This window comes from Streptomyces sp. NPDC001380 (genome assembly GCF_042895785.1).
Taxonomy (GTDB): Bacteria; Actinomycetota; Actinomycetes; order Streptomycetales; family Streptomycetaceae; genus Peterkaempfera.
The window spans coordinates 27,035-39,226 of record NZ_JBIAWP010000020.1; the positions used below are offsets into that span (position 1 = coordinate 27,035).

Annotated in this window: 9 protein-coding genes; 7 read left to right on the plus strand and 2 right to left on the minus strand. The window is 78.0% G+C overall.

The window, feature by feature from the left end:
• Positions 1–229: 229 nt before the first annotated feature.
• Complete coding sequence (gene murA, locus ACFY07_RS22280) at positions 230–1,570, minus strand: UDP-N-acetylglucosamine 1-carboxyvinyltransferase (RefSeq protein ID WP_230745599.1); 1,341 nt, start codon at positions 1,568–1,570, stop codon at positions 230–232.
• A 316-nt stretch (positions 1,571–1,886) separates the two neighbouring features.
• On the opposite strand from murA, the gene ACFY07_RS22285 reads away from it, so the two are divergent.
• From ACFY07_RS22285 to ACFY07_RS22310, 6 genes are all read left to right on the plus strand, one after another.
• Positions 1,887–2,456 carry a YqgE/AlgH family protein gene (locus tag ACFY07_RS22285; RefSeq protein ID WP_390870933.1) on the plus strand — a complete coding sequence of 190 codons (570 nt, stop codon included), beginning with the start codon at positions 1,887–1,889 and terminating at the stop codon, positions 2,454–2,456.
• 174 nt (positions 2,457–2,630) lie between these two features.
• Positions 2,631–2,927 carry a DUF3039 domain-containing protein gene (locus ACFY07_RS22290; RefSeq protein ID WP_230745603.1) on the plus strand — a complete coding sequence of 99 codons (297 nt, stop codon included), beginning with the start codon at positions 2,631–2,633 and terminating at the stop codon, positions 2,925–2,927.
• A 44-nt stretch (positions 2,928–2,971) separates the two neighbouring features.
• Entirely contained in the window at positions 2,972–4,348 is a 1,377-nt protein-coding gene (locus ACFY07_RS22295) for a family 20 glycosylhydrolase (protein ID WP_390870935.1), read from the plus strand.
• 346 nt (positions 4,349–4,694) lie between these two features.
• Positions 4,695–5,588, plus strand: a complete 894-nt coding sequence (locus tag ACFY07_RS22300; protein ID WP_390871072.1) for an FAD binding domain-containing protein — start codon at positions 4,695–4,697, stop codon at positions 5,586–5,588.
• Positions 5,585–6,979 (plus strand): (2Fe-2S)-binding protein, encoded by a 1,395-nt coding sequence (locus ACFY07_RS22305; RefSeq protein WP_390870937.1) that lies wholly within the window; start codon positions 5,585–5,587, stop codon positions 6,977–6,979. The genes ACFY07_RS22300 and ACFY07_RS22305 overlap by 4 nt, the downstream gene beginning before the upstream one ends.
• A complete protein-coding gene (locus ACFY07_RS22310; protein WP_390870940.1) occupies positions 6,976–9,399 on the plus strand; it encodes a xanthine dehydrogenase family protein molybdopterin-binding subunit in 2,424 nt (807 codons plus the stop codon). Before ACFY07_RS22305 ends, ACFY07_RS22310 begins: the two co-directional genes overlap by 4 nt.
• Before the next feature lie 169 nt (positions 9,400–9,568).
• Here the strand turns inward: ACFY07_RS22310 and ACFY07_RS22315 are convergent, their stop codons facing one another.
• Positions 9,569–10,477 carry an alpha/beta fold hydrolase gene (locus tag ACFY07_RS22315; protein ID WP_390870942.1) on the minus strand — a complete coding sequence of 303 codons (909 nt, stop codon included), beginning with the start codon at positions 10,475–10,477 and terminating at the stop codon, positions 9,569–9,571.
• A 123-nt stretch (positions 10,478–10,600) separates the two neighbouring features.
• On the opposite strand from ACFY07_RS22315, the gene ACFY07_RS22320 reads away from it, so the two are divergent.
• Positions 10,601–12,160 (plus strand): MFS transporter, encoded by a 1,560-nt coding sequence (locus ACFY07_RS22320; RefSeq protein WP_390870944.1) that lies wholly within the window; start codon positions 10,601–10,603, stop codon positions 12,158–12,160.
• Positions 12,161–12,192: the final 32 nt, after the last annotated feature.

A 12,192-nucleotide genomic window follows, 5' to 3' on the forward strand; every position in this document is an offset into this window, starting at 1 on the left:
GAGGGCGTGGTCCGGGCCGCCACCCCGCCCGACGACGGCCCCCGCGGCGGCTTCTTCCGCGACCGGCGGCCGCTGGGCCGGCGACCTGCCCGCCGGGCGTGCGCGCCGTTCCGGCGGGTACGGCGCCGAGCGGTCCCCCGGCGGGTCCCCGACGACGCGCGGCCGGGCCCCGGACGGCGTGTCCGGGGCCCGGCCGCGGCGTGCGTGCGGGGCGTGCGTGCGGGGCGGGTCAGACCGCGGCGGCCGCCTCGGCCGGGGTCTCGACCTTGGCGCCGAGCGCGCGGAGCTTCTCCATGAAGTTCTCGTAGCCGCGGTTGATCAGGCTGATGCCGTGGACGGTGGAGGTGCCCTCGGCGGCGAGCGCCGCGATCAGGTACGAGAAGCCGCCGCGCAGGTCGGGGATGACCAGGTCGGCGCCCTGCAGCCGGCTCGGGCCCGAGACGACGGCGGAGTGCTGGAAGTTGCGGCGGCCGAAGCGGCAGGGGGTGCCGCCCAGGCACTCGCGGTAGAGCTGGATGTGGGCGCCCATCTTGTTGAGCGCCGAGGTGAAGCCCAGCCGCGACTCGTACACCGTCTCGTGGACGATCGACAGGCCCGTGGCCTGGGTGAGCGCGACGACCAGCGGCTGCTGCCAGTCGGTCTGGAAGCCGGGGTGGACGTCGGTCTCCAGGGCGATCGCGTTGAGCTCGCCGCCGGGGTGCCAGAAGCGGATGCCGTCGTCGTCGACCTCGAAGGCGCCGCCGACCTTCCGGAAGGTGTTGAGGAAGGTCATCATCTCCAGCTGGCGGGCGCCGCGGACGTAGACGTCGCCGTGGGTGGCGAGGGCGGCGCAGGCCCAGGAGGCGGACTCCAGGCGGTCCGGCAGGGCGCGGTGGTTGTACCCGCCGAGGCGGTCCACGCCGGTGATGAGGATGGTGCGGTCGGTGCCCATGGAGATGATGGCGCCCATCTTCTGCAGCACGCAGATGAGGTCGACGATCTCCGGCTCGATCGCGGCGTTGCTCAGCTCGGTGATGCCCTCGGCCAGGACGGCCGTGAGCAGCACCTGCTCGGTGGCGCCGACCGACGGGTACGGCAGACGGATCTTGGTGCCGCGCAGGCGCTGCGGGGCGGTGAGGTAGAGGCCCTCGGCGTTCTTCTCCACCACGGCGCCGAACTGGCGCAGCACGTCCAGGTGGAAGTCGACCGGCCGGTCGCCGATGTGGCAGCCGCCCAGGCCCGGGATGAAGGCGTGGCCCAGGCGGTGCAGCAGCGGGCCGCAGAAGAGGATCGGGATGCGCGACGAGCCGGCGTGGGCGTCGATGTCGGCGACGTTGGCGCTCTCCACGTGCGAGGGGTCGAGGATCAGCTCGCCCTCCTCCTCGCCCTGGCGGACGGTGACCCCGTGCAGCTGCAGCAGGCCGCGGACGACCTTGACGTCCCGGATGTCGGGGACGTTGCGCAGGCGGCTGGGCTCGTGCCCGAGGAGGGCGGCGACCATGGCCTTCGGCACGAGGTTCTTCGCGCCGCGGACACGGATCTCGCCCTCGAGCGGGGTGCCGCCGTGGACAAGCAGGACGTCGTCGGTCATGTCTCTCGCATTCCCGGGTGTGCGGTCGGTGCGGGGTGATGCTCGCACGGAGGGGCGGCGGGCGGGGAGGTGCCGCCCTCGGCGGGGAGGGCGCCCGCGGCTCCGGCCGGGCCCTCCGCTTCCTGAAGATGGTAATGGCCGTCCGGCCGGTTCCCCTGTGGCGAGGACGGTCTGAGGGGCGGTTGAAACCCGCCGGGCGGACGGATCGGATGTGAGGTATGTCACTCCGGCCCGTCCGCGGGGAGTCCGGCCGACCGCACCTACCCCCGGCCGCGTCGGCTATCCGTGCGGCGGTCCCATGCGGGATCATGGGTCCATGACCGAGGTCTCCTCGCTCACCGGGCGGCTGCTCGTCGCGGCGCCCGCGCTGACCGACCCCAACTTCGAGCGGGCCGTGGTGCTCCTCCTCGACCACGACGAGGAGGGGTCGCTGGGGGTCGTCCTGAACCGGCCCACCACGGTCGACGTCTCCGCCGTCCTGGAGCCCTGGGCGGAGCTCGCGGGCGATCCCCCCGTGGTCTTCCAGGGGGGACCGGTGTCGCTGGACTCCGCCCTGGCGATCGCCGTGGTCCCGGGCGAGCCCGCCGAGGAGGACCCCCTGGGCTGGCGGCGGGTGCACGGCGCCATCGGCCTGGTGGACCTGGAGGCGCCGCCCGAGCTGCTGGCCGCCGAGCTGGGCTCGCTGCGGGTCTTCGCGGGCTACGCCGGCTGGTCCCCGGGCCAGCTGGAGGACGAGCTGGTCGAGGGCGCCTGGTACGTGGTGGAGTGCGAGCCCGGCGACGTCTCCTGCCCCGAGCCGGACCAGCTCTGGCGCTCGGTGCTGCGCCGCCAGCGCGGCGAGCTGGCCATGATGGCCACCTATCCGGACGACCCGACGATGAACTGAGCGGCCGCCCCGGGGCCGCACCGGCCGGCCCCCGCCCCGCGCGGTCCGCGCCCCCGCCTCGGCGCCCTTCCCGGGCCCCGTCCCGGAACCCTCCCCGGAACTCCCCCGGATCCGCCCGCGACCGGCCCGGCGGCCTGGCGGCGACCCCGGGTGCGGCACCTAGACTTGGGTCGTATGAGCACTCTCGAGCCCGAGCGCGGCCACGGCACCGGCACCCTTGTGGAGCCGACCCCCCAGGTGTCCAACGGGGACGGCGACCACGAGCGCTTCGCGCACTACGTCCAGAAGGACAAGATCATGGAGAGCGCGCTCTCCGGTTCGCCGGTGGTCGCGCTCTGCGGCAAGGTCTGGGTCCCGGGCCGCGACCCGAAGAAGTACCCGGTCTGCCCGATGTGCAAGGAGATCTTCGAGTCGATGCCGCTCGGCGGCGGCGACAAGGACAAGGGCGGCAAGGGCGGCGGCAAGGGCTGACGGTCCGCCCTGCCGTCCGGTGCCCCGCGGGGCAGGATGGCCGTATGGACCTGCTACCCGACCCGCTCGACGCCCACCGGTACGGGGACGGCCAGTGCATCGCCCTCGGGCCCGGCACCGCGCTGTCGGCCGGGCCGGGCGCCGGGCGGGCCGAGCGGTGGCTGCGCGCCGAGCTGGGCGCGGCCACCGGCCTCCCGCTCCTCCCGCCGGAGGCGGCGTCCGGCGGGTCCGGCGGGCCCGCCCACGCGGTCAGGCTCGCCGTCCACCCGCTGGTCACCGAGGAGCTGGGACCGGAGGGCTACCAGGTCATGGTGTCGCCCAACGGTGCCGACGTCTTCGGCGGCGGCCCCGCCGGGGTCTTCTGGGGCGCCCAGACCCTGCGGCAGCTCCTCGGCCCGGACGCCTACCGGCGCGCCCCGCTGGCCGGCCGCTCCTGGCACCTGCCCATCTGCCGCATCCAGGACGCGCCCCGCTTCGCCCGGCGCGGCCTGCTGCTCGACGCCGCCCGCCGCTTCCTGCCCCGGCGCGACGTGCTGCGGTACCTCGACCTGATGGCCGCCCACAAGCTCAACGTGCTCCGGCTCCGCCTCCACCCCGACGCCGTCGCCGCCCCGGCCGAGGGGGCCCCGGCCGGTCCCGGCGGGGCCCGCGACGGACTGTCGCGCGGAGGCCCGGCGCACGGAGGCCGGTACAGCCGTGACGACCTCCGTGAGATCGCCGCGTACGCCGCCGAGCGGCAGATCGCCGTCGTCCCCGGCATCGGCCTGCCCGGGGCCGGCCCCCCGGGGGCGGACGGGGGCGGCGCGCCCGCCGGGGGGCCCGGCTGTGCCGCGGAGGCGCTGGAGGAGGTCCGGGAGGTCTTCGGGCACCCCGCCGCCCCCGGCGGCGGGAGCCCCCCGCCCGGGGACGGCGGGTCGTGGCCGGACGGGGAGGGGGGCGCGGTCCCGGTGCGGTCCGCGGCCGCGGCCGCCGCGGCGGCCGCCGCCGGGCGCGACGTGGTGGTGTGCCCGGAGCAGGCGCGCCTCGACCGCCCGCGGTCCGGCGCCCGCGACGCGCCCGGGACGGCGGACCGCGTGCTGACGGTCGCCGACGTCTACCGCCTCGAACCGGTCCCGCCGGAGCTGCGCGCCGACCCGGAGGCCGCCCGGCGCGTCGTCGGCGTGCGGGCCGAGCTGTGGAACGAGGCGGCCGGGGACGCCCGCGACCTGGACCGCCTCCTCTTCCCCCGCCTCGCGGCCTTCGCCGAGGTCGCCTGGTCCCAGCTGCCGGCCGACCCCGCCGAGCGCGACCTCGACGGCTTCGGGCGGCGCCTGGCGGTCCACCTGGCCCGCCTGGACGCGATGGGCGTGGAGTGCCTGCCGCCCGGGGGCCCGCACCCGTGGCGGCACCGGCCCGGGGAGGCGGGGCGCCCGGCCGTCTGACGCGGAGGGCCGGGGCCACCGCCCGCCCCCGGGACCGCCCAGGGGACCGGGGGTCCGCGGCCGACCGGCCGTCAACCGGCGCGCCGCCCGCCCGGGGAACCTCCGCCGCGGCCCGTCCGTCAGGACGGGTGTGGTCGCCGGCGTGCCCGGTCCGCCCGGCTTGGGGGGCTTTGGTGCGCGGGCGTGCGCCGGGCGCGGAGGAGCGCCCCCGCACCCCGTCAATGATCACCGTGCATTGTGTGCCAGAGTTGCCCCGCCCGGAGGGTTTGCACGTACCGTACGGGCGGGGAAGGGGCGGCTTCGTGAGCGAGCAGAGCGCGGTGAGGACAGGGTGAACCGGACCATCATGCTGCCGGCCACGCTGGAGGAGGCCGTCGAGGCGCTGGCCGCCGCGCCGGCCGCCGTCCCGGTCGCCGGCGGCACCGACCTCATGGGCGCCGTCAACGCCGGGCTGCTCCGCCCGCCCGCCCTCGTCGGCCTCGGCCGGATCAGCGAACTGCGCGGCTGGCGCTACGAGGACGGCGGCACCGCGGTCCTCGGCGCCGGGCTCACCCACGCCCGCATGGGCCGCCCCGACTTCGCCGCCCTCATCCCCGCCCTCGCCGACGCCGCCCGCACCGCCGGCCCCCCGCAGATCCGCAACTCCGGCACCCTCGGCGGCAACATCGCCACCGCCGACCCGGCCGGCGACACCCTCCCCGTGCTCGCCGCCCTGGAGGCCGCCGTCACCCTGACCGGCCCCGCCGGCTCCCGCGAGGTCCCGGTCAGCCACCTGCTCACCGGCCTCGACCCCATGCGCCCGGGCGAACTCCTCGGCTGGGTGCGGGTGCCGCTGCTGCACGCCCCGCAGGTCTACCTCAAGGCCACCGGCCGCAGCGGGCCCGCCCGCGCCGCCGCCTCGGTCGCCCTCGTCCTCGACCCGGCCCGCCGCGCCGTCCGCTGCGCGGTGGGAGCCGTCGCCCCCGTGCCGCTGCGGCCGCTGGAGGCCGAGGCGTGGGTCTCCACCTGCATCGACTGGGACGGCGAGCGCGGCATCGACCCGGCCGCCCTCACCGCCTTCGGCGAGTACGTCGCGGGCGCCTGCGTGCCCGACCCGCAGGCCCTGGCCGACCCCGGCGGCCCCGCCCCCGGGGCGGGCGACGGACCGGCCCCCGCCGGGGGGCCGCCCGCCGCGGCCCAGCGGCTCCGGCGTACGGTGGCGGTTCTGGCCCGACGTGCACTGGGGAGGGCGCTCAAGTGACGGACCACCCGACCCCGGACGGCGGGCAGGACACCGACGCGGCGCAGGGGTACGGCACGCCCGGCCCCGGCGGCCCGTACGACGGCGCCCCCCCGTTCGGTGACGCCCCGTTCGGCGACGCCCCCTACGGCGACACCCCGTACGGCGACACCCCCTACGGGGCGGAGGAGCCGGGCGCGGAGGAGCACGGCGGGCACGGCACGCCCGCGTACGGGACGCCGGTGGGGGGCGCGGAGCGGCCCTGCGCCTCGTACACGCTGCGGGTCAACGGCGCCGACCGCCCGGTGGCCGACGCCTGGATCGGCGAGAGCCTGCTCTTCGTGCTGCGCGAGCGGCTGGGCCTGGCCGGCGCCAAGGACGGCTGCGAGCAGGGTGAGTGCGGTGCCTGCTCGGTGCAGGTGGACGGCCAGCTGGTGGCCTCCTGCCTCGTGCCCGCGGCCCTCGCCGCGGGCGGCGACATCCAGACCGTCGAGGGGCTCGTCGACGACGGCGTGCCCTCCGACGTGCAGCGGGCGCTGGCGGAGAGCGGCGCCGTGCAGTGCGGCTACTGCGTGCCGGGCCTCGCCATGGCCGTCCACGACCTGCTGCAGCGCAACCACCGGCCGAGCGACGTGGAGGCCCGGGAGGCGCTCTGCGGCAACCTGTGCCGCTGCACCGGCTACCAGGGCGTTCTGCGGGCCGTCCGCACGGTCGCCGGGGAGCGCGCCGCGGCCGCCGCCGAGCCGGAGCACACCGCCCCCGCGTCCGAGGCGCCCGCGCAGGCCGACGGCGGCCCGGCCGCCCCCGCGCCTGCGGACCCGGCCCCGGCCGCCCCCGCGCCTGCGGCCCCGGCCGCCCCCGCGCCTGCGGACCCGGCCGCCCCCGCGGCCGCGGACCCGGCCGCCCCCGCGGCCGACGTCCCCGAGGCCCCCCTTCCGGACCCCGGCGCCGAGCCGCCCGTGTACGCGGACGTCCCCCACCCGGGGTTCGAGCCCGCCCCCGGCGGCCCGGCCGCCGCCCCGCCGCCCCCTGCCGAGGTCGACCCCCTCTTCGGCCCCCTCGACGCCGTCCTGGAGGCCGCCGCGGCCCCGCAGGCCGGCGAGCCCGCCCCCGCCGCCTACGGCACCTACGCGCCCGACCCCTACGGCACGGGCGTCTACGCCGAGGAGCCGTACGCCGGCGCCTACCACCCCGACCCCTACCGGCAGAGCCACGGCGCGGACACCGCCCCCGTGCCCGACCTCTACACGCCGGACGGCCAGGCGGCCTACGATCCCGCGCACGGGCTGGGACCGCAGTACGGCGCGCACCCCGACCACGGGACGCCGCCGTACGGCACCCCCGCCCCCGACGGCAGCCTCCCCCGGCCCCCGGCCGGGGGGACCCCCACTCCCCAGGATGACCGCGCATGACCGCCCCCACCGACACCGCGTCAGGCGCCCCCGGCGCCGGACCCGCCCCCGAGCCCGGCAGCGCGGCCGGCGGCGTCCTCGGAAACGTGTTCGGAGCCCCGGCCGCCCCGGCCGAACCCGCGGCCGGCGCCGCGGCGGAGGAGGCCGCCCCGGAGCCGGAGCCGTTCGGCCTCGGCAGCTCCCCGGTCCGCCAGGACGCCCTGCCCAAGGCCCTGGGCGTCTACCCCTACGCCGCCGACCTGTGGGCCGAGGGGCTGCTCTGGGGCGCCGTGCTGCGCTCCCCGCACCCGCACGCCCGCATCGTCTCCGTCGACGCCACGGCCGCCCTGGCCCTGCCCGGCGTGCACGCCGTGGTGACCGCCGCCGACCTGCCGTCCGACCACGGGGGCCGCGCCGCCGGGGCCCCGCACGGCCCGGTGATCGCCGACCGGCCGGTGCTCGCCGCCGAGGTCGTCCGCCACCAGGGCGAGCCGGTCGCCGCCGTCGCCGCCGACCACCCCGACACCGCCCGGCTGGCCGCGGCCGCCGTCGCCGTCGAGTACGAGGTGCTGGAGCCGGTCACCGACCCGGAGAAGTCCTTCCACGCCGGTCCGCTGCACCCGGACGGCAACCTCTTCCGCCACCTGCCGCTGCGCTTCGGCGACCCGGACGCCGTCGGCGACGTGGTCGTGGAGGGCCTGTACCAGGTCGGCCGCCAGGACCCCGCGCCGATCGGCGCCGAGGCGGGCCTGGCCGTGCCCCGCCCCGACGGCGGCGTGGAGCTGCACGTCGCCTCCACCGACCCGCACGGCGACCGCGACCGCGCCGCCGCCTGCCTGGGCCTGGAGCCCGACCGGGTGCGGCTGGTCGTCACCGGCGTGCCCGGCGCCACCGCCGACCGCGAGGACCTCTCCTTCCAGGTCACCCTGGCCCTGCTGGCGCTGCGCACCGGACGCCCGGTCAAGATGGCGCTCGGCCGCGAGGAGTCCTTCCACGCCCACGCCCACCGCCACCCGGCGCTGCTGCGCTACCGCCACCACGCCGACTCCCTCGGCCACCTGGTCAAGGTGGAGGCGCAGATCCTGCTGGACGGCGGCGCCTACGCCGACGTCTCCAGCGAGGCGCTGGCCGCGGCCGCCGCCTTCTCCGCCGGGCCCTACGTCGTCCCCCACGTCTTCGTCGACGCCTGGGCCGTGCGCACCAACAACCCGCCCGCCGGCCGCATGCGCGGCGAGGGCGCGCTCCAGGCGTGCTTCGCCTACGAGTCCCAGCTCGACAAGCTCGCCGCCAAGCTGGGCGTGGACCCGCTGGAGATCCGCCGCCGCAACGCCATGGCCACCGGCGACCTGATGCCCACCGGACAGGCCGTCACCTGCCCCGCCCCCGTGGGCGCGCTGCTGGACGCGGTCGCCGCCGAGCCGCTGCCGCCGCTCCCGGTGGACGAGCCCGACACCGAGTGGCTGCTGCCGGGCGGCCCGCACGGCGCCGGCGACCCGGCCGCGGTGCGCCGCGGCATCGGCTACGCCGTGGGCATGGTGCACATGCTGGGCGCCGAGGGCGCCGACGAGGTCTCCACCGCCACCGTCCGCGTGAGCGGCGAGCAGGCCACCGTGATCTGCGCCGCCGTCGACGCGGGCCAGGGCTTCGCCACGCTGGCCCGGCAGGTCGTGCAGGACGTGCTGGGCGTCACCGACGTGTGGATCGCGCCCGTCGACACCGACCAGCCCGCCGCCGGGCCCACCGCCCGCGGCCGCCAGACCTGGGTGTCGGGCGGCGCGGTGGAGAAGGCCGCCCTGATGGTCCGCCACCAGCTGCTCCAGCCCATCGCGGCCAACTTCGGCATGTCCCCGGAGCTGCTCCAGATCGCCGACGGCAAGATCACCTCGTACGACGGGGTGCTCGGCATGCCGGTCTCCGAGGCGCTGGAGGGCAAGGAGCTCTGGGCCACCGCCCAGTGCCGCCCCCACCCCACCGAGCCCCTGGACGACGCGGGGCAGGGCGACGCCTTCGTCTCCGTCGCCTTCTGCGCGATGCGGGCCGTGGTCGACGTGGACATCGAGCTGGGCGCGGTCCGCGTGGTCGACGTGACGGTGGCCCAGGACGTGGGCCGGGCTCTGAACCCGCGCCAGATCGAGGCCCGGATCGAGGCCGGGGTCACCCAGGGCGTGGGCCTGGCCCTCCTGGAGGAGCTGCAGGCCGAGGACGGCCGCCTGGTCAACCCGTCCTTCACCGGCTACCGGCTGCCGACCGCGCTGGACACCCCCGAGGTGCGGATCGCGGCGCTGCTGGAGGAGCGCGACGTGGTGGCGAGCTTCGGGGCCAAGGCGGTCGGGGCTGCACCCGCCGTGGTCGCCCCGGCCGCCGTGGCCGCCGCCGTCCGTGCTGCCACGGGACGGCCCGTCACCCGCCTTCCTGTCCGGCCGCAGGACGCCGTCGTCTGACCGTTGCGCCGGCCGCCCTGCGGGACTGTCGCTTCACCACACCGTTGCCCGTACGTACGCGGCCGGACCCGCACCGGTTCGACGGCGGCCCGGCGGACCGGCCGCGTCCGCCCTCCGCACCCGCCCCGCGCCCGCCCCGCACCCGCCCCGCACCCGCCCCGCGCCCGGCTCACCCGCCCGCGACGAACCCCGCGACCAGCCGCCGGAAGGCCTCCGGCTCGTCCACCCACGGGTAGTGGCCGCAGCCGGGCAGGGTGGTGTGGCGGGCGTCGGGGAACTGGGCCGCCACCACCCCGCCCGCCGCGACCCCGCTCGCGCCGTCCCGGTCGCCGGTCACCACCAGCACCGGGACCGCCAGGCCGCCCAGGGCGTCGGCGACCGCGCGCCGCGCCGCGTCGTCGACGCCCTGCCAGAAGGCGGCCCGCGGCACCGGGTGCAGCTGGTCCCCCTCGGCGGCGGCGTGCGCCTGCTGGCGGGGCCCCCAGTGCCCGTACGTCCCCGGCGCGACCCGCGTCAGCAGCCGCTTGATCTCGGCGAGCTCGTGCGCGGTCGCCAGCTTCTCCAGGGCCGCCACCGCCTCCGGGTACCAGGGCTCGTCCGACCGGCTGTGGAAGATCTCCTGCGCGTCGGCGGTCGGGCGGTCCTGCAGCCGGGTGCCGGGGGTGACCAGGACGAGGCGGCTCAGCCGCTCCGGGTGCCGGGCGGCGTAGGCCTGCGCGACCACGGCGGCGGCGGAGTGGCCGAGCAGGGCGATCCGCTCCAGGCCCAGGTGCGCCCGCAGCGCCTCGACGTCCTCGGCCAGCCGGGGGAAGGAGTAGCCGGCCGGGTCGACGCCGACCTGGGACTCGCCGGTGCCCCGCAGGTCGGGCACGACCAGCGTCAGCGCCCGGTCCAGTCCGCCGAGGTCCTCCAGGTAGGCGGCGTCCCGCCCGGGGCCGCCCGCCAGGCACACCAGGACCGGTGCGGCGCCCCCGCCGCCGTCCCCCGTGCCGCCGTGCGGGCCGTCGTCGGGCCCGGGGCCCAGCACGCGGTAGGCGAGGGAGGTGCCGTCGTACGACGCGTAGCGCTCCGTGGTCATGTGACCTCGTCTTCCCCGCCCGTCCCGGTCCGACGCGGCCCGGGGGACCAGGACCGCGGGCCGACAGCCGACCGGACCAAAGGTCAGGAGCAAAAGGTGCAGTGAGGCCTTACCCTTTTCCCCATGACCACCGCCTCCTCCCCGCGCACCGGACGCCGACCCGACGACCCCTCCGGCGGCCCCGGCACAGCGGCGGAACCGGAGGCGGAGGCCGGCGGGGTGCTCTCCGGCCCCTACCGGGCCCTCACCCTCGGCATCGTCTCCGTGGTCCTGCTGATCGCCTTCGAGGCCACGGCCGTCAACACCGCCATGCCGGTCGCCGCGCAGCACCTGCACGGCCTCGGCCTGTACGCCCTCGCCTTCTCCGGCTTCTTCACCACGAGCCTGCTCGCCATGGTGGTGTCGGGGGAGTGGTGCGACCGGCGCGGCCCCATGGCGCCGCTCTTCACCGGCATCGCCGTCTTCGCCGCCGGGCTGCTGGTCGCCGGCACCGCCGTCGGCATGTGGCCCTTCGTGGCCGGCCGCGCGGTGCAGGGCCTCGGCGCCGGGCTGGTGATCGTCGCCCTGTACGTGGTGGTCGGCCGCGCCTACCCCGAGCGGCTGCGGCCCTCGGTCTTCGCGGCCTTCTCGGCCTCCTGGGTGCTGCCCTCGATCGTCGGCCCGGCGGTCGCCGGCACCGTCACCGAGAACCTCGGGTGGCGCTGGGTCTTCCTCGCCATCCCCGTGCTCGTGCTGCTGCCCCTCGCCGTGATGGGCCCGGCACTGCGCCGAGCCGAGCGGGCCGGGCGGGAGCGCGGCGACGCGCCCCCGCCCTCCTGGGACCTCGACCGCCGCCGCATCCGCCTCGCCCTCGCCGTCTCGGTCGGCGCCGGGCTGCTCCAGTACGCCGGGCAGCGCCTGGACGCGCTCGCACTGCTGCCCGCCGCCGCGGGCGCCGCGCTGCTCCTGCCCGCCGTGACCCGGCTGCTGCCGCCCGGCACCCTGCGGGCGGCCCGCGGGCTGCCCACCGTGATCCTGATGCGCGGCGTGGCGGCGGGGGCGTTCTTCGCGGCCGAGGCGTTCATCCCGCTCATGCTGGTCACCGAGCGGCACCTGACACCGACCCTGGCCGGGCTCTCCCTCACCAGCGGCGGCCTGACCTGGGCGCTGGGCTCCTGGCTGCAGGGCCGCCCCGCCGCCCAGCGGCACCGCCACGCGATGATCCGGGCCGGGTTCGCGCTGACCGCGGCCGCCATCGCCGGCGCCGCCCTGGCCCTGGTCCCGGCGGTGCCGGCGGCGGTGGTCGCCGCCGCCTGGGCGGTGGGCGGCATCGGCATGGGGATGGCGGTCTCGTCGATCAGCGTCCTCATGATGAGCCTGTCCGCCCCGGACGAGGCGGGCGCCAACTCGGCCTCCCTCCAGGTCTGCGACGCCCTCGGCAACATCCTGCTGGTCGGCCTCGCCGGGGTGCTCTTCTCCGCGCTCGGCGGCGCCGCCCAGGCCGCCGCGACCGCCGGGGGCGCGGGGGCGGGCACGGGCAGCACCGGCGGCTTCGCCGTGGTGTTCGCCGTGATGACGGCGGTCGCGCTGCTCGGCGCGGCGCTCTCCGGCCGCACCCGCCCGGCGGCGGCCCGTGCGGTGCCCGGCACGCCCGCCGGTGCGCCGGCGGAGCCGCCGTCCCCGGAGGCGCCCGACGGGGTGTGACGGGCACCCGACGCCCGCGGGGCCGGTAGTCT

Excerpts from the sequence above, each read along its gene's own strand:
- ACFY07_RS22295 (WP_390870935.1), top strand. The coding sequence starts at position 2,972 with ATGGACCTGCTACCCGACCCGCTCGACGCCCACCGGTACGGGGACGGC.
- murA (WP_230745599.1), bottom strand. The coding sequence starts at position 1,570 with ATGACCGACGACGTCCTGCTTGTCCACGGCGGCACCCCGCTCGAGGGC.
- ACFY07_RS22310 (WP_390870940.1), top strand. The coding sequence starts at position 6,976 with ATGACCGCCCCCACCGACACCGCGTCAGGCGCCCCCGGCGCCGGACCC.
- ACFY07_RS22315 (WP_390870942.1), bottom strand. The coding sequence starts at position 10,477 with ATGACCACGGAGCGCTACGCGTCGTACGACGGCACCTCCCTCGCCTAC.
- ACFY07_RS22285 (WP_390870933.1), top strand. The coding sequence starts at position 1,887 with ATGACCGAGGTCTCCTCGCTCACCGGGCGGCTGCTCGTCGCGGCGCCC.
- ACFY07_RS22290 (WP_230745603.1), top strand. The coding sequence starts at position 2,631 with ATGAGCACTCTCGAGCCCGAGCGCGGCCACGGCACCGGCACCCTTGTG.
- ACFY07_RS22300 (WP_390871072.1), top strand. The coding sequence starts at position 4,695 with ATGCTGCCGGCCACGCTGGAGGAGGCCGTCGAGGCGCTGGCCGCCGCG.
- ACFY07_RS22320 (WP_390870944.1), top strand. The coding sequence starts at position 10,601 with ATGACCACCGCCTCCTCCCCGCGCACCGGACGCCGACCCGACGACCCC.